The sequence below is a fragment of the Actibacterium sp. 188UL27-1 genome (genome assembly GCF_016901225.1).
In the GTDB taxonomy this organism is placed as follows: Bacteria; Pseudomonadota; Alphaproteobacteria; order Rhodobacterales; family Rhodobacteraceae; genus 188UL27-1.
Genome location: NZ_JAFEUL010000007.1, coordinates 38,254 through 58,666 on the forward strand (window position 1 = coordinate 38,254; position 20,413 = coordinate 58,666).

The window sequence follows — 20,413 nt, forward strand, 5'->3', positions numbered from 1 at the left end:
TCACAGCAAGGTAGCGCTGCCCGTTGGCGGCTGCCAGTCGATTAAACCACTGCCGCCTTTTGACCCGCGCCACAGACCGGGCAAGTCGGGTTACTCTGGATCCCGATTTTGCGGGTCTCGCCATAAAGCGCGTCGTAGATTAACATCTCTCCCCGCATCAGGGTACCTGCACCTGTGATCAACTTGACTGCCTCGACCGCCATCATCGCCCCAATGACACCGGGCAGAGGGCCCAAGACGCCAGCCTCCGCGCAACTCGGGGCCAGGCCATCTGCGGGCGATTCCGGAAAAATACATTGATAACACGGCGCGCCGTGGGCGGGATCAAAGACACTGATCTGCCCTTCCCACTGGGTCAATGCGCCGGAAATCAGCGGTCGCCCGGCGCGGACCGCGGCCGCGTTGGCGCGGTAGCGAGTCGCGAAATTATCGGTTCCGTCCAAGACCAGATCGTAGTCGGCAAAAAGATCATCCGCGATCTCATCGGTCAGGCGGCGGTTGTACGGGCGAACAGTGACAAAGGGATTGAGCGCCTTCATCGCAGTTTCCGCGGAAAAGACCTTTGGCATGCCGATCCGCGCATCGGAATGGATGATCTGACGCTGAAGGTTCGCATTCTCCACCGTATCGTCGTCAATCAAACCGATCGTGCCCACGCCAGCACCGGCGAGATACATCAATGCTGGCGCGCCCAAACCGCCCGCCCCGATGACAAGGATCCGCGCATCACGCAGGCGTTTCTGTCCGGTTCCGCCGATCTCCCGCAGGATGATGTGGCGGGCATAACGATCCAACTCCGTCTCGGAAAAAGCTTCCGGGCGCGGCGTCTCCACAGCCACGTCCCCGTCCGCCCGCACGCGCAGATAACCAAGCAATTGGCGATACCCGGCAATAACGGCGCCAAAGGCAATCAAGATCAGCCAAGGTGCCGCAGATCCACCCGTTGCAGTGCGCAGGGGATTATCGGCAGGTAGCACGACCTGCGCCATCAACACCGCCACAAGCAACAGCCAGATCATGCTCCAACGCGCCTTGGTCGGCATATCCATCAAATGCCCGATGCCCCAGATCGCGCCGCCCATGACGCCAACCAACAGCATCAGGCCCGCCCGGTGGAGCCGTGGCCGCCCGTGCCACGCTTCGTCTGCGAGAGGATTTCCACCACCTGGAACGTCACCTGGATTACCGGAGCAACGATCATCTGCGCGATACGGTCGCCATGGCGGATATGAACCGGTTTGGCGCCCAGATTTTGCAGGATGACCATGACCTGGCCGCGGTAATCGGCATCGATCGTGGCGGGGCTATTGGGCAGCGTCAGCCCTTGTTTCAAGGCCAGGCCGGATCGGGGACGCAGCTGCACCTCATATCCTGCCGGAATCTCAAATCTCAGGCCGGTCGGGAGCGATTGAATAGCCTGCGGTTGGATCCAAATGCCAAGAGCCCGCTGCGCTGGCGGGAAATTCACACGCAGATCCGCCCCTGCCGCGCCCGCGGTGGCATATTTGGGCAGTCCCAGATCCGGATCAGCGGCGTCGCTCCAGGCCATGGGGATCGTAACGCTCATGTCGCCAGGGCATCCGCGATGCGTTGGGCAAGCTGGCGGGCAACGGCGGTTTTCTCCATCCTGGGCCAGTGTTCGGGGCCTGCGTCAGTAATCAGGGTAACCTCATTTTCCGCACCGCCCATGATGCCGGTTCCGGCGGACACATCATTGGCCACGATCCAGTCGCACCCCTTGCGCTGACGTTTCGCCGCTGCATGATCCAACACGTCATGGGTTTCCGCCGCGAACCCGACAACCAGCCGCGGCCGCCCCTGTGTCATCTGGGCCACCCCGGCCAGAATGTCCGGGTTTTCGGTCAGTTTCAGGTCGGGCAGCGCGTTACCGTTCTTCTTCATCTTTGTATCAGCCTGGGCCGCCACCCGCCAATCCGCAACGGCGGCTGTAAAGACTGCCGCATCGGCAGGAAGCGCCTGGATGACAGCCTCCTGCATGTCGCGTGCCGTTTGCACCGGGATGACGTGGACACCCCCGGGCGGGGGCATTTCCGCAGGGCCAGTGATGAAACTGACCTTGCCCCCCAAACCGGCCAAGGCGGATGCAATCGCCGTGCCCTGCGCCCCGGAGGATCGGTTGGCGATATAGCGCACCGGGTCAATCGGTTCATGGGTCGGGCCGGAGGTAACCACGATGTGCTGCCCTGCCAAGGGACCGTTGGACAGGGCTGAGGTGATGGCATCGATGATCTCAGGCACCTCGGCCATGCGACCTGGACCAAACTCTCCGCAGGCCATGGCGCCCTCGACCGGCCCGGCAAACATCACGCCATCGCCCCGCAGGGTAGCAGCGTTGCGCTGGCACGCAGGATGTTCCCACATGCGCACATTCATGGCAGGCGCGATCAACACGCGCTTGTCGGTGGCCATCAAAAGGGTCGAGGCGAGATCATCGGCATGACCGCCCGCCATCTTGGCCATCAGATCCGCCGTCGCGGGTGCCACTACTACCAGATCGGCGGCGCGGCTCAGCTCGATATGACCCATCTCCGCCTCATCCGTCAGGTCAAACAGATCCCGATACACCTTTTGCGCGGCCAGGGCAGACGCCGAAAGGGGTGTCACAAACTCCTCCGCCGCGCGCGTCAGGACGGGCATTACCCCGGCGCCGCGATCCCGCAACCGACGGATCAGATCAAGGGATTTGAAGGCCGCAATGCCACCCCCGATGATCAGAAGAATTTGCTTGCCCGTCAGCGCGGTATCCATCGTCAGCCCCCCGATTGCACCGGCACCGTAATGTGGCAGTGCTAAAGGGGCAACGGGTCAAAACAGCCGCTTTTCATAGCGCCAGAGCGTGGTGGAAAAGGGCCCGGCTGTGGTTTGCAGATCAATCACGACGTCCCCGACCCGGTGCCACCCGGACTTTTCGTAAAACCTGGCAGCGCGATCATTTCCGATGGCGCAGACAAGCCAGATCATATCGCGACCGGCAGCTTTGACCGATGCCTCTACATCCGCTAGCAGGGCCTGGGCCGCACCGGTGCCCCGGGCAGGACGGTCTATGAACAGATCGTCCACCTTGTTTTCAATGAGCTTCACAAGACCGACCAGTGCGCCCACGGGACCAGTGACGCGAAGCTGTGGCAGTTGCTCGGCCATGCGCTGGTGAAATTCATCCGGTGAGCGTTGAGAGACAAGAGCAGCTGGCACCAATCCCGCATGGGCATCATGCCACGCGTCGTGCCAGATGCGCGCAAGTTCGGGCGCGTCCGCGATTTGCGCGGACCGCACCGGGTGATCAGAGCTCGGAACCATACCATGTGGTACGACAGCTCAACCCAACCCGCCAGACTATTCCTTTTGATCTGTAAAAGCTGCGCACGGATCGTCCCGCGCCATCACCGGGCCTGCTAGCGCCACGTCATAGGGCGGGTTGTCGAGCAGCCTTCCTTCGATCTGGCCGATGGACATCATGTTTATGGTTGGGTCAGCCGCCCGCAGATAAACTGGCACGCCCCAATCCGTGCGCGCATGGCCATTGCCCAGGATCACAATAACCGGGCCGCCGGTGTCCTTTAATGCTTGCAGGGTGACCCGAGCGAGTTCGGCATCGCGCAGGCGCTGCGCCTCAACCATGCCACCCATCATTTCCTTTGGCATGGCTTGGCAATGAGCGTCGAACTGCATTTGCTCGCGTTCGATTTGTTCATCGGGAAGTAATGGCATGTCGAGATCAAAAAGGACCACGTCCCCTTCAAATTGCGCTGCGGCTCCATCTGTAACGGCGGCTCGCATCACATCGCGACGAAGAGCTGCCCCGTATATCTTAGCCTGAGGAGCGGCCACAAAAATAGGGTAATACATGGCAAAATCAGGCCAACCCGACTGATCCCATTCAAGTTTTGACCGTAAAGTGGCTTCGCTGCTGCGATCTTCGGTCGTCAGGGACTTAGCCTTCGGTGGGCTGATCATCTCAAACACCAGCGCTGCCGGCTGGCGGACGCTGATAATGCAAGCTTGGACGTTGTGATGTGCAGGATTGTCGTGCTGCTCACCTATCAACACCACATCCGCGCTAAAAAGTGCCTCGCCTGGAACGTCTGATTGGCAGATCGTGACTTCAGCGGTAGCCGAAGTCACACCGACCAGCCAGAAGGTGAAGATTGCGACGCGGATCACCCGAAAAATTCGAAAACCTCGCGGGATTGCCCTTCTAGCGATTTGCGCATCTTGCCAAAAGCCGCCGCTTCAAGTTGGCGCACCCGTTCTTTCGAGAGACCAAGTTCGTTCCCAAGACTCTCAAGGGTGCGTGGTTCGTCACGCAACTTACGCTCCTTGACGATGAACCGCTCACGCTCGTTGAGCTGGGTCATAGCGCTCACCAACCAACCGCGCAAAGTATCGATGTCATGATCGTGCTCGACCAATTCAGCCGCTTGTTCGCTGTCATCCTCAAGCGTCTCTATCCATTCGCGACCTTCATCTTCGGTCGATTGCGTGGCATTCAGGGAATAGTCGGAGCCAGAGAGGCGCCCTTCCATCATCTCAACATCATGCAGAGGCACGCCGACCTCGGTGGCAATCATCTGGCGCAGCTGGTGACCATCCAATTCCTCGCCCACCGACGCGGCCTCTCGCTCCAACCGCGCTTGAACACGTCGCATGTTAAAGAAAAGCGATTTTTGAGACGAGGTTGATCCGGTTCGCACCATGGACCAATTCCGCATCACATAGTCTTGGATCGACGCCTTTATCCACCAGACGGCATAAGTAGAGAACCGGACCCCGCGGTCGGGGTCAAATTTGTCAGCTGCCTTCATCAATCCCAATCCGGCTTCCTGGATCAGGTCGTTCATCGGAGCGCCGTACCGCTTAAATTTGGACGCCATCGAAATGGCCAACCGCATATATGCTGTTACGAGCCGGTGGAGCGCCTTCTCATCCCGATGATCCCGCCAAGCATAGGCCAGCTTCAACTCTGTCTCGGCGTCAAGCAACTCTGCCTGCATCGCCCGTCGCGACAAAGACTGATCGTAGGTACCATCCAAAGCCATGGGCGTCTCCCGATGTTGCGGCCGTGTCGCAATTGCGTGCGGGCCGTTAATCTGTTTGATATTGTTGTTACGCAGGGTGATCGGGATTGGTTCACAAAAAATATGGCCAAGACGTTGTCGGAGATGACACTCGTGCTAGGCGGCGCAAGCTCCGGCAAATCCAGCTTCGCCGAAAAGCTGGTAGATAACTACAATATTTCAAAATGTTACATCGCGACAGCCCAAGCTTTCGATGACGAAATGCGCGCTAAAATCGATGCGCATAAAAATGCCCGCGGCACAGGCTGGACCACACTTGAAGTCCCCCATGATGTACCATTGGCCGTATCGGATTTGCAGTCTGAACAGGTTGTTTTACTCGATTGTGCAACCTTGTGGTTGAGCAACCGACTGCTGGCCAACGCGGATCTTGAGACCGAGGTTGATGCATTGATTGATGCGCTGGCAAAATGCGCCTGCCCGATTGTCGTGGTGAGCAACGAGGTTGGACAGGGCATCGTGCCCGATACGAAGCTGGGCCGCCAATTTCGCATCGCACAAGGCCAATTGAATCGGCGGCTGGCAGCACAGGCACAGTTGGTGGTGCAGGTCGTTGCAGGCCTGCCACTGGTCCTGAAAGGGACGCTGCCCGAGGATCTGTTGTGAAGCGAATATTCTGGGTGCGCCACGGACCAACCCATCGGGCAGAGATCAATGGTTGGACCGATGTGCCTGCCGATCTGTCCGACCATGCCGCCTTGGCCCGGTTATCCGCATTCCTGCCAAATGCACCGGTCATCTCGTCCGATCTTATCCGCGCCGTGGCCACAGCGGATGCTATTCAGGGGGACCGGCCCCGACTGGACCACCGCGCCGATTTGCGAGAACTGCATTTTGGAGCGTGGGAGGGGCAACGCTTTGACACGTTGGACGCAGCAAACAGCGCCCTCATGCGCAGCTATTGGGAGGCACCCGGACACCAACGCGCGCCTGGCGGTGAGAGCTGGAATGACCTTTGCGCACGCATTGGTGCCGCCGCCGACGCGCTGATTGCCGATGTCGACACGATCGTCGCCGTGGCCCATATGGGTGCAATCCTCACACAAGTACAGCGGGCCAACGGAAAATCAGCCTATGACACGCTGGCCCAGCGGATCAGCAATCTATCGGTGACCGAACTGACATATGATGGCACTTGGCACCTTGTTCGGGTCGATCACTGTCCGTGATATCGAGCCTCACAAAGCATCATTTCCCACCAAACATCCACGCGCTTAAGGTCATTGCATGTCTGAATATCACCTCGTCCTCGGCGACCCCGCCTATTCCAGTTGGTCCCTACGTGGATGGCTTTTGTTTCATCGCTGGGACATCCCCTGCAGCACAGCATTTGTAAGCTTCAGTGATGACCGCAGCGTTGCCGAACAGATGCCCGACATGGCCCCGGCCAAGACAGTGCCGGCCTTGCGCCTGCCCGACGGCGCCATCCTTGGCGATAGCCTGGCCATTGCAGAGGAGGTCGCAGCGCGCCATCCGGACCATGCCATGTGGCCAACCGATCCGGCATTTCGCGCCCGGGCCCGGGATCTGACTGCGGAAATGCATGCAGGGTTCATGGCGTTACGCAATGCCTGTCCTATGAACCTGCGCTGCGCCTACGGGGATTTTACCGCCGATGACGCCGTGGAACGCGACCTCGCCCGGCTTGACGTCATCTGGACACATGCGCTGAACCAAAGCGGCGGCCCTTGGCTGTGCGGTGACTACTCGATTGCCGATGCCTTTTATGCACCCGTCGCCGCGCGCATCGCAGGCTACGGCTTGGCGATCTCTTTCGAGGCTGCGGATTACGTCGCCGCGCATCTGGCCGACCGATCCTTTCTTGTCTGGCGTCAGATGGGCCTGACGCAAGGCCCTGATCTGAAACGATATGCCATGGATAATCGGCAGGTTCCGTGGCCCGGCCCTGCCGGCTGATCGCTTGCGGTTGCCAACCTGCATCCCCATTTCAATGCCATTAACCTTTGACGCATTGGACATGGCATGTTGGCATTTCACCGAACGGGCCCGCAAACCGGCCCCCTAGTCGTGTATTTGCACGGGGCGGGGATCAGCAGCTGGATGTGGCACCGGATGATCGCCCACCAATCCCGCATGAATTGCATTCTAATCGACTTGCCGGGCCACGGGGACAGCCGCCATATAATGTGGCGCGATCTGGAGGACACCGCCGCGCATGTCGAACAGGTCATAGAGGCCTGCGCACCCGCGGATGAGGCGCATCTGGTCGGTCTGTCTTTGGGCTCTTACGTGGCGATGACATTGATGATCCGGCAACCACAGCGATACACCAGCGCCCTGCTCAGCGGCATCCATGCGGGTGGCATGACCCACAAACCGTTGTTGAAAGCGATTTTCATGATTGCCGCCTTGACCGTCAAATGGCCAAGTCGTGCTCGCAGGACGGGCAAGATGTTCGTGGAGGATGACGGGGATCTGGAGGGATTTGTCCGCGAGGCGATCAAGACTTCGGCGCAGGCGATGCGCCGCACCGGGCATCAGGTGATCGATTATTCTCTACCAGCGGCAGCGGCGGCAATCCAGACACGCGTATTGATCGCCTTTGGCAGCAAGGAACATCCTGTGATCCGGTCATCCAACGCCATATTCAAAGAAACACTGCCCCGGCATTCGATGTTCGAGGCGCAGGGGCTTGGCCATGGCTGGCCCGGGCAGGATCCCGCACTCTTCGCCCGCGTCGTGCAGGACCATATCGCTGGAAGACCAATTGCCCATCCCTAGAAAAATTTACTAAAATTAAAGGTCTGGGATCTAGCCATTAACCGATTGTCGACAGACGAGGGTGATGATGGTCGCACGGGCGCATTCGGTGGCTTTTGAAGGGGTCGAGACGCGCGGGGTGGAGGTGCAATGCGCCGTCTCCGCCGGACTGCCCGCATTCTCCATCGTCGGCCTGCCGGACAAAGCCGTCAGCGAGGCACGCGAGCGGGTTCGCGCGGCACTGACGGCCATGGCAATTGCGCTGCCTTCAAAACGGATCACGATCAATCTGTCGCCCGCCGATCTACCAAAGGAAGGTTCCCATTTCGATTTGCCTATCGCGCTCTCTGTCCTGGCGGCGCTCGAAATCCTGCCCCGGGATGAAGTGGAGCGGACCTTGGCCTTGGGCGAATTGTCCCTGGACGGCACGTTGGTGCCGGTGATCGGCGCCCTGCCCGCGGCGATGGCGGCTGCCAATGACGACCGTATGCTGCTTTGCCCCGCAAGTTGCGGATCAGAAGCAGCCTGGGTTGGCGCGGCGGAAGTCATTGCAGCAGACTCGCTGACATCGGTCGTGCGCCACTTCAACGGCCAATCTCCCTTGTCACCGGCCACACCGGGAGAAGTCGTGCGCCGCACGAGTTCCCGCGATTTCAGCGATGTCAAAGGGCAGGAGCGGGCTAAACGCGCGCTCGAGATCGCAGCGGCGGGGCGGCACCATGTCCTGCTTGTCGGCACGCCAGGATCGGGCAAATCCATGCTCGCCGCCCGTCTGCCCGGCATTCTGCCGGCCCTGTCACCGGCTGAGGCTCTGGAAACCTCCATGATACGTTCCCTGGCCGGATTACTGGATGATGGCGGCATCTCGCCTGAGCGCCCGTTTCAGGAACCCCATCACACTGCCTCCATGGCGGCCATCGTCGGTGGTGGGCGGGGCGCAAAACCCGGAGAGATCTCGCTTGCTCATAACGGCGTCTTGTTCATGGATGAGTTCCCCGAATTCTCCCGACAGGTTTTGGAAACGCTGCGCCAACCGATTGAAACAGGCGAAGTCGTGGTGGCCCGCGCCAATGCGCATGTCCGCTATCCATGCCGGTTCATGCTGGTTGCGGCAGCCAACCCGTGCAAATGCGGATATCTCAGCGATCCCGGTCGGGCCTGTGGCCGCGCGCCAAACTGCGGCGAAGACTATATGGGCCGGATCTCAGGCCCCTTGATGGACCGATTCGACCTACGGGTTGAAGTGCCGCCGGTGAGTTACACAGACCTTGATCTGCCATGTTCAGGCGATGCCTCCGCCGTGATCGCAGCCCGCGTTGCGACCGCCCGCGACATCCAGGCGACGCGCTATGACGGCATCGACGGCGTGCGTGTGAATGCCGATATCGAAGGCAGGTTGCTGGAAGAGACCAGCGTCCTGGACGATGCTGCCAAAGAATTGCTGTCCAATGTTGCGGCGCGGTTCGGCATTTCTGCCCGTGGATATCATCGAGTTTTACGCGTGGCCCGCACGATTGCCGATCTCGACGGCTCCGAAAGCCTGGGCAAATCCCACGTCGCCGAAGCGGTCAGCTATCGCCTGGCCTTGGGAAATGAGCCTTAGTCAGTCGCCAAACGGGCTTCGATGGCCTGCCAGATCTGCCCCGCGATATTGCCGCCATCGAACCGTTCGAGTTCCTGAATACCTGTGGGGGAGGTCACGTTAATCTCGGTCAGATAATCGCCGATAATATCGATACCAACAAAAATTTGCCCGCGCTCCCGCAGCAGTGGACCTATGGCTTCGCAAATCTCTCGATCCCGTGCGGTCAGGCCGATCTTTTCCGGACGTCCGCCTACATGCATGTTTGACCGGGTCTCGCCCGCAGCAGGCACGCGGTTGATCGCGCCAACGGGTTCGCCCTCGACCAGAATGACGCGTTTGTCGCCGTTCGAAACATCGGGAAGGAATTTTTGGGCAATCAGCGGCTCACGATTGATACCGCTGAACAGCTCATGCAACGAGGCGAGATTGCGATCCTCGGGACCCAATCGAAAGACGCCCGCCCCACCATTGCCGTAAAGCGGTTTGACGATGACATCTCCATGGGTCTCTTTGAACGCGCGGAGTGTCTGAAGGTCGCGAGCGATTGTCGTCGGGGGTGTCAGGTCGGGAAACTTCAAAACCAACAGCTTTTCAGGCGAGTTGCGGACCCAGAACGGGTCATTCACCACCAGCACGCCGGGAGTGAGCATCTCCAGCAGATGAGTCGTGGTGATGTATCCCATGTCAAAGGGGGGATCTTGGCGCAGCCAGATTACATCCATTTGTGACAGATCGACCTGCTCAAACGGCCCCAGATCCGCGTGATTGCCCTGCTCGCGGTGCACGGTAAGGGATGCAGCGCGGGCCATGATCTGACCGCTCTGATAACTCAAAGTATCCGGTGTGTAGAAAAATAGTATGTGCCCCCGGACCTGCGCCTCCTCGGCCAACCGAAAGGTGCTGTCAGCGGCGATATCCACATCGCTGATCGGATCCATCTGAAAGGCAATTTTCATGGGGCGTCTCCGTGGCAACGCCTCTACATGACTGAGGTTCCGGGCAAGCGCAACGGGTCAAAACCCGATGGCGTTTTCCAGCACTTCGATATGGCCGCTGACATCGACCATCGCCAAATCGAACCGTGTTTCGGTCAACTGCCCCAGGGGCATCTGCCCCAGATATTCGCCGGCAGCCGCGTAGATGCGGGCAATCTGGCGATCCGACAAGCTGCGCGCGGCATTCGCGAAGTTTTTTGATTTCTTAACCTCGATAAAGATCAGGCCGTCCCCGTCCCGCGCGATCAAGTCGATCTCACCGGCCTGGCCCCGCCAACGGATCGCTTGGATGGCATGGCCCGCGTGTTCGTAATGGCGTGCGACGGCGGCTTCGGCTGACAAACCGGCGCGGTAGGCAACCTGCCTCGTGACGGCCTTTGCTTGGGCGGTCATTCCGCGTCATCCCGCAGGCGAAGGGCCAATTGATACATGTCGCGCCGGGACAGGTTGAAAACATCTGCCACTTCGGCCGCGGCTGTCTTGACCGATTGGGTTTGCATGGCCCGGCACAACGCATCCTCCACTGTCGCCTGGTCCGCCACGACGTCCGGCATCCGGTCTATAACCAACACAACCTCACCCTTCACTGTTTCATCTGCATAGCGTGCCGAAAGGTCGCCAAGCGTACCACGCACCACCTGTTCGAATTTCTTTGTCAGTTCCCGGCAAACGGCGACCAAGCGATCTTCTCCGAAAACATCGACCATATCCCTTAAGGTCTGATGAAGCCGCCTTGGGCTTTCAAAAACGATGACAGTTGCATCAGCTTTGGTCAGGTTTTTTAGAAATGTGCGCCGGGCCCCTTTGGCCACGGGCGAAAAGCCAGCGAACATGAATCGGTCACTTGGCAAACCCGCAACCGTAAGTGCGGCCAAAGCGGCAGACGGTCCGGGCGCTGCCGTCACGGTATGGCCCGCCTCTGCAGCGGCCCGAACAAGTGAAAACCCAGGGTCAGCCACCATCGGCGTGCCCGCATCAGAGGCGTAGGCCACCGACTGCCCGTCTGCCAGGACCGCCATGAGCCGAGGGCGCTGTGCAGCACCGTTATGGTCGTGATAGGGAAGGATCGGTCGTCCGCCCAAGGCGATCCCGTGCAGTTCCATCAAATGTCGCGTCACGCGGGTATCTTCGGACGCGATCATGTCGGCAGATGCCAAAATATCCAACGCACGCAACGTGATATCGCGTGCGGATCCGATAGGTGTGGCGACAAGATAGAGAGCAGGAGGCAGCAAGACCTTGCGAAACACACCCGACCCGGATCCATGTGACATTTACTTGCTCTTCCCCCGCCCTTACGATCTATGGTGCATCCGCCAAATGCTCCTGCATTGGCACTGACCTATGAGGAGTAGCTGATGTTGCCTGCCATGAGGACCCCTAGACCGATGATCAGCCGCTCCCTGCTGCTTCGGGTCCTGACGATGTGTTCCGTCCTGTGGCTGGCCGCGTGCGATAACCTAAATTTGCCCAATACCGGGACCGGGCCATCAATCAATACGCGCGACGCCGTTCCGGTTGCACTTTTGGTACCTGGCGGATCCGCTGATGGGCAACAAAATGCGTTGGCGCAATCCCTGGAAAACGCGGCCCGACTGGCGATTTCAGATCTGGACGGCGTCGCGATCGACTTGCGGATCTACAACACGACCGGCACAGCCAGCGGCGCACAAACGGCAGCAATTGAAGCTGTCGACAAAGGCGCCAAGATCATTCTTGGCCCCGTTTTTGCGGAGTCCGCCAATGCGGCAGGCGTGGCTGTGGCCAGCAAGGGCGTCAATGTGCTGGCCTTTTCAAACAACCCTGCCATCGCGGGCGGCAACGTTTTCATTCTTGGGCAGACGTTCGACAACACGGCCGAACGGTTGGTCCGTTACGCTGAGCAGAACGGCAAGGGCCAGATCTTTGTCGTGAACGGACGCAGCGTGGCAGAGGAGGTGGCACGGGATGCCATCACACGATCCGTTTCGGGATCGGGGGCCACGCTGGTCGGCGCAACCGCGTTCGATTTGTCACAGCAGGCTGTCGTCGCCGCCGTGCCAAACATCGTATCGCAAGTCAAAAGCTCCGGCGCGGATGCCGTCTTTTTCACATCCGGCAATGAAGGCGCCATGGGGTTTCTGGCGCAGTTGCTGCCAGAAAACGGCTTATCACCAACTGTCACACAATATGTTGGCATGGCGCGTTTGGATATACCCCCCCAGGCGTTAGCACAGCCGGGCCTGCAGGGCACCTGGTTCGCTTTGTCCGACCCCGCGCTGAACAACAGATTTCGCGCCCGATATACGGCTGCCTATGGCAGCGAACCCATTGAGATTGCAGGCCGCGCCTATGACGGGATCGCGGCGATCGGCGCCTTGGTGAAACAAGGCGACGCAAATGCCCTGAGCAAAGCCGCCCTGACCCGGGGATCCGGTTTTGTGGGCGTCGATGGTATCTTTCGCCTGCGCAATGATGGCACCAACCAGCGGGGCCTGGCCATTGCCCAGATCCGTAACAACAAGGTGGTTGTGATTGATCCCGCTCCCCGAAGCTTCGGCGGCGCAGGCTTCTAGGCCTGGAGCATCCGTACCGGCACAAACCGAACCGCAGGACGATCTCATTTGTCCGGCCGAGCAGATCATCGACCTGGATGCTCTGTGGTCTGGCTTGCAGATCGCGCTGGATCAGACCACCAGTCCACGTGACGACGGGCCCAACCGCGCGCCGCAGGACATCCGCGCCATTGCCGTGCCGCATCTTCAGAAAGCTCAGAAAAACGGTCGCGACGTCATTGCAGCGGCCTTTGCCCAAAACCCACGAGGCGCCCGTAAATTGGTCAAAGCCTATGCTCATCTGACGGATGGATTGATCCGGACGATCTGGCGTTTGGTCACCATCTATTCCCATCCCGCCCCCAACCCGACCGCGTCCGAACGCCTCGCCGTCTTGGCCGCGGGGGGATATGGCCGGGCGGAAATGGCACCGCAATCAGACGTCGATCTGCTGTTTCTGACACCCTACAAGATCACGCCCTGGGCAGAGAGCGTGATCGAGTCCATGCTCTACATTCTGTGGGATCTGCGGTTGAAGGTCGGCCATTCCAGCCGCACCATCCGGGATTGCCTGCGCTTGGGCCGTACCGATTTCACGATCCGAACGGCCCTGTTGGAATTGCGCGTTCTGGATGGCGATGTTGATCTGGGCCAGGAGCTCATGGCGCGCCTTTGGAGCGATCTGTTCATCGGGACCAGCCAGGAATTTATCGAGGCCAAGCTGGCCGAACGCGAAGAGCGCCACAAAAAGCAAGGCGGCCAGCGCTATGTGCTGGAACCCAATGTCAAGGAAGGCAAAGGCGGGCTCCGGGATCTGCAATCGCTGTTCTGGATCGCGAAATATGTGCACCGGGTGGATCGGACGGGGGATCTGGTCGCTGTCGGGGTGTTCACGGCCGATGAACATGCAGCCTTTGAAGAGGCGGAGACGTTCCTGTGGGCGGTGCGCTCCCACCTGCACCTGATCACCGGGCGCGAGATGGATCAGCTCACCTTTGACATGCAGCTCGACGTGGCAGACCGCATGGAATACTCCGATCATGGCGGGCGTCGCGCAGTCGAACACTTCATGCAGGACTATTTCCGCCACGCGACCCGCGTAGGTGAACTGACCCGGATCCTGCTGACCGCCATGGAAGCCAGCCACCTGAAAAGCGAACCGATGCTGGCCGGGCTGTTTCGGCGACGGCGCAAGGTAAACCCGCCCTACGATGTGCGCCAGAACCGGCTGGTCGTGGCGGATGAAAAGGCATTTCTGGCCGAACCCAAACGCCTGCTCAGCATCTTTGAAGAAGCCTTGCGCACGGGTCTGTTGCTTCACCCAAATGCGATGCGCCTGATTGCCGCAAACCTGCACCTGATCGACGACGATATGCGGCGCAACAAGGATAGCGCCAAGGTGTTTCTGGATCTGCTGCTGCGCCACGGAAACCCAGAACGTGCGCTGCGCCGGATGAACGAATTGGGAGTGCTTTCCGCCTTCATCCCCGAATTTGAACCCATTGTCGCGATGATGCAATTCAACGTTTATCACCACTATACGGTGGATGAACACACGATCCAGTGCATCAGTGTCCTCGCCCAGATCGAGCGGGGGGAGCTGGTCGAGGAATTGCCCATCGCCAGCCGGGTCTTGAAGGAAGGCGTCAATCGCCGGATCATCTATATGGCACTGCTGCTTCATGATATCGGCAAGGGGCGCAGCGAAGATCATTCTATTCTAGGCGCACGCATGGCGCGCAGCATCTGCCCGCGCCTGAACCTCAAGAAGGATGAGACCGAGACCGTGGAGTGGCTGGTCCGCTATCACTTGTTGATGTCTGACATGGCGCAAAAGCGCGACCTGTCAGACCCCCGCACCGTCCGCGATTTTGCCAAGGCCGTCAAAACGCGCAAGCGGCTGGATCTGCTGACCGTCCTGACCGTCTGCGACATTCGCGGTGTCGGCCCCAATACCTGGAACAATTGGAAAGCGGTGCTGCTGCGCACGCTCTATCATCACACGGCAGAGGCGCTGGAACACGGACTTGAAGAGCTCAACCGCGAAAATCGTGGAAACGCCGCCAAGAAATCCCTGCGCGCGGCCTTGACGGATTGGTCCGCCGCTGATCTGCGCAAGGAAACGGCCCGCCACTATCCGCCCTATTGGCAGGGTCTGCAGACGAGCACGCATGTCGTGATTGCCGAATTGCTGCACGGGCTGGGGGATGACGAGGTCAAGCTGGACCTGACCCCTGATACGGACCGCGACGCCACCCGCGCCTGTTTTGCCCTGGCCGACCATCCCGGTATCTTCACCCGCGTCACTGGTGCGTTGGCGCTGGTTGGTGCCAATGTCGTCGATGCGCGCAGCTATACCAGCAAGGACGGCTTTGCGACCTCGGTCTTTTGGATTCAAGACGGCGATGGCTCCCCCTATGAGGTCGGTCGCCTGCCCCGCCTGCGCACCATGCTTCACAAGATCCTGATGGGAGAGGTTCTGGCCCGCGACGCTTTGAAATCCCGCGACAAGGTCAAAAAGCGCGAAAGCGGCTTCCGTTTCCCGACCTCGGTCATGTTCGACAATGAGGGTTCTGACATCTATTCGATCATCGAGGTCGATACCCGCGACCGCCCCGGCCTGCTGCACGATCTGTCGCGCACCCTGGCAGAGGCGAACCTCTATGTCGCCAGCGCGGTGATTGCGACCTACGGCGCCCAGGCCGTCGATACTTTTTACGTCAAGGACATGTTCGGGTTGAAAATCCACGCCAAATCCAAACAGACCACGCTGGAACGCAAATTGCGCGAGGCCATTCTGGCCGGTGCAGAGCGCGCCAAGGGCTGATGCGTCCTATCCAACTGATCCGCGGGTTTCTCACCGTCGGCCTGTGGACCTTCCTCAGCCGAGTGCTGGGCTTTGCCCGCGATATCCTGATCGCTGCGCGGCTGGGTGATGGCCCGGTGGGTGAGGCGTTTTTTGTGGCTCTGACCCTGCCCAACATGTTCCGCCGGTTCTTCGCCGAAGGCGCGTTGAACATGGCCTTTGTGCCCCTCTTCTCCAAAAAGCTGCAGGACGCAGACGATGCGCGCACCTTCGCCCGGGACGCCTTTTCCGGGCTGGCCACGGTTCTGATCCTGTTCACCCTGCTGGCCCAGGTTGCCATGCCATGGCTGGTCCTGGCGCTCGCCTCGGGCTTTTGGGGCGATGAACGATTTGAAATGGCAACGGACTTTGGCCGCGTCATCTTTCCCTACATCTTGCTGATCTCACTCGCGGCCTTGCTCTCGGGGGTTTTGAACGCCACGGGGCGGTTCGCGGCAGCAGCGGCGGCACCGGTTTTGCTCAACATCACGTTGGTCTCGGCCATGCTATTGGCCGATCCGCTGGGATGGGATTTCGGCTGGGCCTTATCCTGGGCCGTGCCCATCGCCGGTATCGCACAATTGGCGCTGCTGTGGCGGGCCGCGGCACAGGCCGGATTCCTCCTAAAGCCCCGTTGGCCACGGCTGACACCGGACCTGAAACGCCTGGCGATCATCGCCGCCCCGGCCATGCTGGCGGGCGGTGTGGTGCAGATCAATCTGATCGTGGGCAAACAGGTTGCAAGCCGGTTTGACGGGGCGATCACCTACCTGAACCTTGCCGACCGTCTGTACCAGCTGCCCCTTGGCGTTGTGGCCATCGCCATCGGAGTGGTCCTCTTGCCTGACCTGTCCCGCCGCCTGGCCGAGAATGACGTGGCAGGCGGGCGCGAGGCGCTGAACCGCGCGACCGAATTCGCCTTGTTGCTGACCGTGCCGGCCGCCGTGGCGCTGGTCGTGATCGCAGACCCCATCGTCTCCGTCCTGTACCAGCGCGGCGCCTTTGATGCAGAGGCCGCGGCGGCCACTGCGATTGTCACTGCGATCTATGGCGCAGGGCTGCCTGCCTTTGTGCTGCAAAAGGTGCTGCAACCGCTTTACTTCGCACGCCACGATACCAAATCGCCTTTTCGGTTCGCGCTGGTCGCCATGGTGATCAATGCCGCGGTGGCTTTCGGGTTTTACAGTCTGATCGGGTTCACTGCCGCCGCCTGGGCCACGACCATAGCGGGTTGGGCCATGGTCTGGCTGCTCTGGCGCGGCTCGCGTGACATGGGAGACGCAGCACAACCTGATGCAAGGCTCAAGGCTCGGATCCTGCGCATCATCCTGGCCTCTGCCATCATGGCAGGCATCCTCGTTGGGGTGGCCTGGCTACTGGGGGGATCCCTTTACGCGCCATGGCTGCGCTACTGGGCTTTGGCGGGTCTGATCCTTGCCGGTATGGTCGGATATGGTGTGGCCGGACATGTGATCGGCGCATTCAAACTGTCGGAATTGCGCCGCGCCGTGCGTCGTAGCCCTGCACCCGGCTGACGCGATCAACGCGACCGGATCTGCTGCAACAGCCGGTTAAAGCCACCCGGGCTGACCAGAACCGACAGGGCAAATCCTGTCACGAACCCAGCGATATCGGCGACCCAATCATTGTTGGTGCCAAAAAGCAGCCCAAAGACCAATTGGATCGCCATGAGCAGACCGATCAACTGGAATGCCTGGTACTGATTGCCCCCCATCGCCCGATAGCCCGTCCATAGGATAAAAGTATAGCCACCGATCAAGCCATAGGCGGCCGGAAAGCCGCCCACCAGCAACGATTCCGACCGAAAGATGAGACCAAAGACCAGCGCCCCGACAATGGCCGATCCGAAAAAGATCATCAGGACCGAGATAGCGGAAAACACCTCTCCCACCATCTTGCCCAGGGCCAAGGTGAAGACCGCGACAAATATCATCTGAACAAAGCTGCCATGAACGAACGGATAGGTGACAAACCGGGTCAGGCTATCCACCGTCACGGTTTGGTTCTGGATCATCCAGCCAAAGACATCGCCGAAAAAGCCGAAATTACGGATAGCAAGCAGCCGCAAATCGCTGCCTGCCCCAACGCCAGCCAAAAGCCCGGACCCGGCCAGTTGAAAGATCAACTCCGGTACGGCAATGGCGGCGGCCAACGCCACCACAACAGGAGGCAGCGCGTTGAACGGCGACGCATTGGGATCAAATGACATGGCGCTGGTCCTTTGCGTTTCGGTGCGGAGCCGTCGGTTGACGACCCGAGGACCTACCGATAGGACACCAGCGTTCCGAATGCCAGATGGTGCCCCAATGACCGATAACACCACGTTTACGCCGCGCGTTTTTTCCGGCATTCAGCCGTCCGGCGGTTTGACTCTGGGCAATTATCTGGGGGCCATCAAACGCTTTGTCGAAATGCAGGATGGCGGCACGTACCAGACGATCTATTGCATGGTCGATCTCCATGCGATCACGGTCTGGCAGAACCCATCCGACCTGCGCCGCAACACGCGGGAACTGGCCGCGGGCTATATTGCGTCTGGCATCGACCCCGAACGCTCGATCCTGATGAACCAAAGCCAGGTGCCAGAGCACACGCAGCTTGGCTGGATCTTCAACTGCGTGGCCCGTATGGGCTGGATGAAACGCATGACACAGTTCAAGGACAAGGCGGGCAAGAACGCCGAAAATGCCTCGCTCGGGCTGCTGGCTTACCCTGCACTGATGGCGGCGGATATCCTGCTGTATCATTCGACCCATGTCCCGGTAGGCGACGATCAAAAGCAGCATCTGGAACTGACGCGCGATGTGGCGACCAAGTTCAACCATGATTACGGCGTCGATTTCTTTCCGATCACCGAACCCGTGATCCATGGGGTGGCCACCCGTGTCATGAGCCTGCGCGACGGCAGCAAGAAGATGTCCAAATCAGATCCCTCCGATATGTCGCGGATCAACCTGACCGATGATGCGGATGCAATTGCGCAGAAAATTCGCAAGGCCAAAACAGACCCCGAGCCGCTGCCCGATACCCTTGATGGCCTGGCAGACCGTCCCGAAGCGGCAAATCTGGTCAACATCTACGCCGCCTTGGATGATCGCGGCGCAGATGACGTGATCGCCGAATTTGCCGGTCAGCAATTCGGCGCGTTCAAACCCAAGCTGGCCGATTTGGCGGTGGCTAAGCTCTCCCCGATCTCGTGCGAAATGTCGCGCCTCATGGATGACAGCGCCGAACTGGACCGGCTGTTGGCCCGGGGGGCGGACCGCGCGCGCGAACTGGCCGCACCGGTCCTGAAGAAAACGTATGAGATCGTCGGCATGGTTGGCGCGGGCACATAGTCGCCCAAATCGACCGGTCTGCCAAAGCGCAATAAAACCGTCACATAACGTTAGCCCGACCGTCACGAAATTGAGGCTTTCGACATGCATCAGGATGTCGCGCCTACCCCAACGGGCGCCGCTGGTCGTTTCACGGTTCGTATTTGGGATCGGTCGGGCGGCCAAGGCCCAGCTACCAGCACCCGGCGGTATTTGAATCGTACCCTCCTCTGCCCCGCCACGCCCGACCCTGCTGTTTGCATGGTCGGGCATTCTCTTTGTCGTTGCGGGTGGACGCGGCACGTGGCTGTTCCTAGCATGCACGCTGATATCAGGAGGATCCCCATGGCCACCGGCACCAATATACGGACCTATTTCAAGGAGACCTGGCATGAGGGCGATGTGCCAATCATGCAGGCGGCCGATCATGGGTCCTGGCTGGGCTCAACCGTATTTGACGGTGCGCGCTTTTTTGACGGGGTGGCCCCGGATCTGCGCGCCCATTGCGACCGCGTGAACCGCTCGGCCGAGGCGCTGATGATCACTCCCACTGTCACCACCGATGAGATGGTCGCCATCGTGTGGGAAGGACTGTCGCAGTATGATCCGCAAACCGCCGTCTATATCCGCCCCATGTACTGGGCGCTGGAAGGCGGCGAGATGGGCATCCTGCCCAAGGCGGGGGCAACCGGTTTTGCCATCTGCCTCGAAGCGATCCCCTTGGCACCCGAAACACGCGTCACCACCCTGACACGTACGCGGTTTCGCCGCCCCGTCCTGGAAGACAACGTCGTGAACGCCAAGGCCGGGTGCCTTTATCCCAACAATGCCCGCATGATGGCCGAGGCGCAGTCAAAGGGGTTTCTCAACGCGTTGGTCGCCGATGCCGTGGGCAATGTCGCCGAAACCGCCTCCGCCAACATCTTTATGGTCAAGGACGGTGTCGTGATGACCCCCGTCCCCAATGGCACATTCCTGGCCGGCATCACCCGCACCCGCCACATGACGAACCTGCGCGCCGATGGGCATGAGGTGGTCGAGACGACACTCACCTTCGACGATTTCCATGGGGCCGATGAAGTCTTCATGACCGGCAATATGATGAAGGTCACCCCGGTCACCGCGTTTGATGACACATCCTACCAGATCGGCCCCATCACCCGCCGGGCGCGCGAGTTGTATTGGGACTGGGCGCTGTCGGAAAAATAGCATTCCTCAGTTTCATTGAGAATAAAGACTCTCCCTCGCCCGTAGACCTTGTAATCGGAGCATCGATCAAGGAGCGCAAAATGCAGATGG

Annotated in this window: 20 protein-coding genes; 10 read left to right on the forward strand and 10 right to left on the reverse strand. The window is 60.0% G+C overall.

Features of this window, described 5'->3' with window-relative positions:
* Positions 1-41: 41 nt before the first annotated feature.
* Genes IU397_RS11005 through IU397_RS11030 form a run of 6 tightly spaced genes read right to left on the reverse strand, consistent with a single transcriptional unit; the run spans position 42 to position 5,057 of the window.
* A complete protein-coding gene (locus IU397_RS11005) occupies positions 42-1,100 on the reverse strand; it encodes a molybdopterin-synthase adenylyltransferase MoeB (protein WP_204413479.1) in 1,059 nt (352 codons plus the stop codon).
* A complete protein-coding gene (gene dut, locus IU397_RS11010) occupies positions 1,100-1,567 on the reverse strand; it encodes a dUTP diphosphatase (protein WP_204413480.1) in 468 nt (155 codons plus the stop codon). The genes IU397_RS11005 and dut overlap by 1 nt, the downstream gene beginning before the upstream one ends.
* A complete protein-coding gene (gene coaBC, locus IU397_RS11015) occupies positions 1,564-2,769 on the reverse strand; it encodes a bifunctional phosphopantothenoylcysteine decarboxylase/phosphopantothenate--cysteine ligase CoaBC (protein WP_204413489.1) in 1,206 nt (401 codons plus the stop codon). The genes dut and coaBC overlap by 4 nt, the downstream gene beginning before the upstream one ends.
* 57 nt (positions 2,770-2,826) lie before the next feature.
* A complete protein-coding gene (locus IU397_RS11020) occupies positions 2,827-3,294 on the reverse strand; it encodes a GNAT family N-acetyltransferase (protein ID WP_204413497.1) in 468 nt (155 codons plus the stop codon).
* A 60-nt stretch (positions 3,295-3,354) separates the two neighbouring features.
* The gene (locus IU397_RS11025) at positions 3,355-4,182 is read right to left on the reverse strand and encodes a ChaN family lipoprotein (protein WP_370541657.1); all 828 of its coding nucleotides are present in this window, start codon (positions 4,180-4,182) and stop codon (positions 3,355-3,357) included.
* Entirely contained in the window at positions 4,179-5,057 is an 879-nt protein-coding gene (locus tag IU397_RS11030; RefSeq protein WP_204413499.1) for an RNA polymerase factor sigma-32, read from the reverse strand. Before IU397_RS11030 ends, IU397_RS11025 begins: the two co-directional genes overlap by 4 nt.
* Positions 5,058-5,180: 123 nt before the next feature.
* Between IU397_RS11030 and cobU the strand changes: the two genes are divergently transcribed.
* The 5 genes from cobU to IU397_RS11055 all read left to right on the forward strand — a co-directional run bounded on the left by cobU (position 5,181) and on the right by IU397_RS11055 (position 9,420).
* On the forward strand, positions 5,181-5,702 hold the full coding sequence (gene cobU / locus IU397_RS11035) for a bifunctional adenosylcobinamide kinase/adenosylcobinamide-phosphate guanylyltransferase (protein WP_239479735.1): 522 nt from the start codon (positions 5,181-5,183) through the stop codon (positions 5,700-5,702).
* Positions 5,699-6,265, forward strand: coding sequence for a histidine phosphatase family protein (locus tag IU397_RS11040; protein WP_204413501.1), 567 nt, complete (start codon positions 5,699-5,701; stop codon positions 6,263-6,265). Before cobU ends, IU397_RS11040 begins: the two co-directional genes overlap by 4 nt.
* A 58-nt stretch (positions 6,266-6,323) precedes the next feature.
* Positions 6,324-7,013, forward strand: coding sequence for a glutathione S-transferase (locus IU397_RS11045; protein WP_204413502.1), 690 nt, complete (start codon positions 6,324-6,326; stop codon positions 7,011-7,013).
* A 66-nt stretch (positions 7,014-7,079) separates the two neighbouring features.
* The gene (locus IU397_RS11050; protein ID WP_204413503.1) at positions 7,080-7,838 is read left to right on the forward strand and encodes an alpha/beta fold hydrolase; all 759 of its coding nucleotides are present in this window, start codon (positions 7,080-7,082) and stop codon (positions 7,836-7,838) included.
* A gap of 67 nt (positions 7,839-7,905) precedes the next feature.
* A complete protein-coding gene (locus IU397_RS11055) occupies positions 7,906-9,420 on the forward strand; it encodes a YifB family Mg chelatase-like AAA ATPase (protein WP_204413774.1) in 1,515 nt (504 codons plus the stop codon).
* Here IU397_RS11055 and gshB read toward each other — a convergent pair.
* Genes gshB through rsmI form a run of 3 tightly spaced genes read right to left on the reverse strand, consistent with a single transcriptional unit; the run spans position 9,417 to position 11,671 of the window.
* Positions 9,417-10,358 (reverse strand): glutathione synthase, encoded by a 942-nt coding sequence (gshB, locus tag IU397_RS11060; RefSeq protein WP_204413504.1) that lies wholly within the window; start codon positions 10,356-10,358, stop codon positions 9,417-9,419. The genes IU397_RS11055 and gshB overlap by 4 nt on opposite strands.
* 57 nt (positions 10,359-10,415) lie before the next feature.
* Positions 10,416-10,790, reverse strand: a complete 375-nt coding sequence (locus IU397_RS11065; RefSeq protein WP_204413506.1) for a YraN family protein — start codon at positions 10,788-10,790, stop codon at positions 10,416-10,418.
* On the reverse strand, positions 10,787-11,671 hold the full coding sequence (rsmI, locus tag IU397_RS11070; protein WP_204413508.1) for a 16S rRNA (cytidine(1402)-2'-O)-methyltransferase: 885 nt from the start codon (positions 11,669-11,671) through the stop codon (positions 10,787-10,789). Before rsmI ends, IU397_RS11065 begins: the two co-directional genes overlap by 4 nt.
* Positions 11,672-11,785: 114 nt before the next feature.
* Between rsmI and IU397_RS11075 the strand changes: the two genes are divergently transcribed.
* Genes IU397_RS11075 through murJ form a run of 3 tightly spaced genes read left to right on the forward strand, consistent with a single transcriptional unit; the run spans position 11,786 to position 17,311 of the window.
* On the forward strand, positions 11,786-12,952 hold the full coding sequence (locus IU397_RS11075) for a penicillin-binding protein activator (RefSeq protein WP_239479736.1): 1,167 nt from the start codon (positions 11,786-11,788) through the stop codon (positions 12,950-12,952).
* A complete protein-coding gene (locus IU397_RS11080) occupies positions 12,912-15,758 on the forward strand; it encodes a [protein-PII] uridylyltransferase (RefSeq protein WP_370541658.1) in 2,847 nt (948 codons plus the stop codon). The genes IU397_RS11075 and IU397_RS11080 overlap by 41 nt, the downstream gene beginning before the upstream one ends.
* The gene (murJ, locus tag IU397_RS11085; RefSeq protein ID WP_204413512.1) at positions 15,758-17,311 is read left to right on the forward strand and encodes a murein biosynthesis integral membrane protein MurJ; all 1,554 of its coding nucleotides are present in this window, start codon (positions 15,758-15,760) and stop codon (positions 17,309-17,311) included. Before IU397_RS11080 ends, murJ begins: the two co-directional genes overlap by 1 nt.
* A gap of 5 nt (positions 17,312-17,316) precedes the next feature.
* Here murJ and IU397_RS11090 read toward each other — a convergent pair whose 3' ends face one another.
* Complete coding sequence (locus IU397_RS11090; protein ID WP_204413514.1) at positions 17,317-18,006, reverse strand: rhomboid family intramembrane serine protease; 690 nt, start codon at positions 18,004-18,006, stop codon at positions 17,317-17,319.
* A 97-nt stretch (positions 18,007-18,103) separates the two neighbouring features.
* Here IU397_RS11090 and trpS point away from each other — a divergent pair, with 97 nt between their 5' ends.
* Together trpS and IU397_RS11100 are read left to right on the forward strand one after the other, a co-directional pair.
* Entirely contained in the window at positions 18,104-19,135 is a 1,032-nt protein-coding gene (gene trpS, locus IU397_RS11095) for a tryptophan--tRNA ligase (protein WP_204413516.1), read from the forward strand.
* Positions 19,136-19,459: 324 nt separating this feature from the next.
* On the forward strand, positions 19,460-20,323 hold the full coding sequence (locus IU397_RS11100; RefSeq protein WP_204413518.1) for a branched-chain amino acid aminotransferase: 864 nt from the start codon (positions 19,460-19,462) through the stop codon (positions 20,321-20,323).
* Positions 20,324-20,413 lie beyond the last annotated feature (90 nt).

Excerpts from the sequence above, each read along its gene's own strand:
- IU397_RS11065 (WP_204413506.1), bottom strand. The coding sequence starts at position 10,790 with ATGACCGCCCAAGCAAAGGCCGTCACGAGGCAGGTTGCCTACCGCGCC.
- murJ (WP_204413512.1), top strand. The coding sequence starts at position 15,758 with ATGCGTCCTATCCAACTGATCCGCGGGTTTCTCACCGTCGGCCTGTGG.
- rsmI (WP_204413508.1), bottom strand. The coding sequence starts at position 11,671 with ATGTCACATGGATCCGGGTCGGGTGTGTTTCGCAAGGTCTTGCTGCCT.
- IU397_RS11055 (WP_204413774.1), top strand. The coding sequence starts at position 7,906 with ATGGTCGCACGGGCGCATTCGGTGGCTTTTGAAGGGGTCGAGACGCGC.
- IU397_RS11005 (WP_204413479.1), bottom strand. The coding sequence starts at position 1,100 with ATGCTGTTGGTTGGCGTCATGGGCGGCGCGATCTGGGGCATCGGGCAT.
- gshB (WP_204413504.1), bottom strand. The coding sequence starts at position 10,358 with ATGAAAATTGCCTTTCAGATGGATCCGATCAGCGATGTGGATATCGCC.
- trpS (WP_204413516.1), top strand. The coding sequence starts at position 18,104 with ATGACCGATAACACCACGTTTACGCCGCGCGTTTTTTCCGGCATTCAG.
- IU397_RS11100 (WP_204413518.1), top strand. The coding sequence starts at position 19,460 with ATGGCCACCGGCACCAATATACGGACCTATTTCAAGGAGACCTGGCAT.
- IU397_RS11030 (WP_204413499.1), bottom strand. The coding sequence starts at position 5,057 with ATGGCTTTGGATGGTACCTACGATCAGTCTTTGTCGCGACGGGCGATG.
- dut (WP_204413480.1), bottom strand. The coding sequence starts at position 1,567 with ATGAGCGTTACGATCCCCATGGCCTGGAGCGACGCCGCTGATCCGGAT.
- coaBC (WP_204413489.1), bottom strand. The coding sequence starts at position 2,769 with ATGGATACCGCGCTGACGGGCAAGCAAATTCTTCTGATCATCGGGGGT.
- IU397_RS11075 (WP_239479736.1), top strand. The coding sequence starts at position 11,786 with ATGATCAGCCGCTCCCTGCTGCTTCGGGTCCTGACGATGTGTTCCGTC.
- IU397_RS11090 (WP_204413514.1), bottom strand. The coding sequence starts at position 18,006 with ATGTCATTTGATCCCAATGCGTCGCCGTTCAACGCGCTGCCTCCTGTT.
- cobU (WP_239479735.1), top strand. The coding sequence starts at position 5,181 with ATGACACTCGTGCTAGGCGGCGCAAGCTCCGGCAAATCCAGCTTCGCC.
- IU397_RS11045 (WP_204413502.1), top strand. The coding sequence starts at position 6,324 with ATGTCTGAATATCACCTCGTCCTCGGCGACCCCGCCTATTCCAGTTGG.
- IU397_RS11050 (WP_204413503.1), top strand. The coding sequence starts at position 7,080 with ATGTTGGCATTTCACCGAACGGGCCCGCAAACCGGCCCCCTAGTCGTG.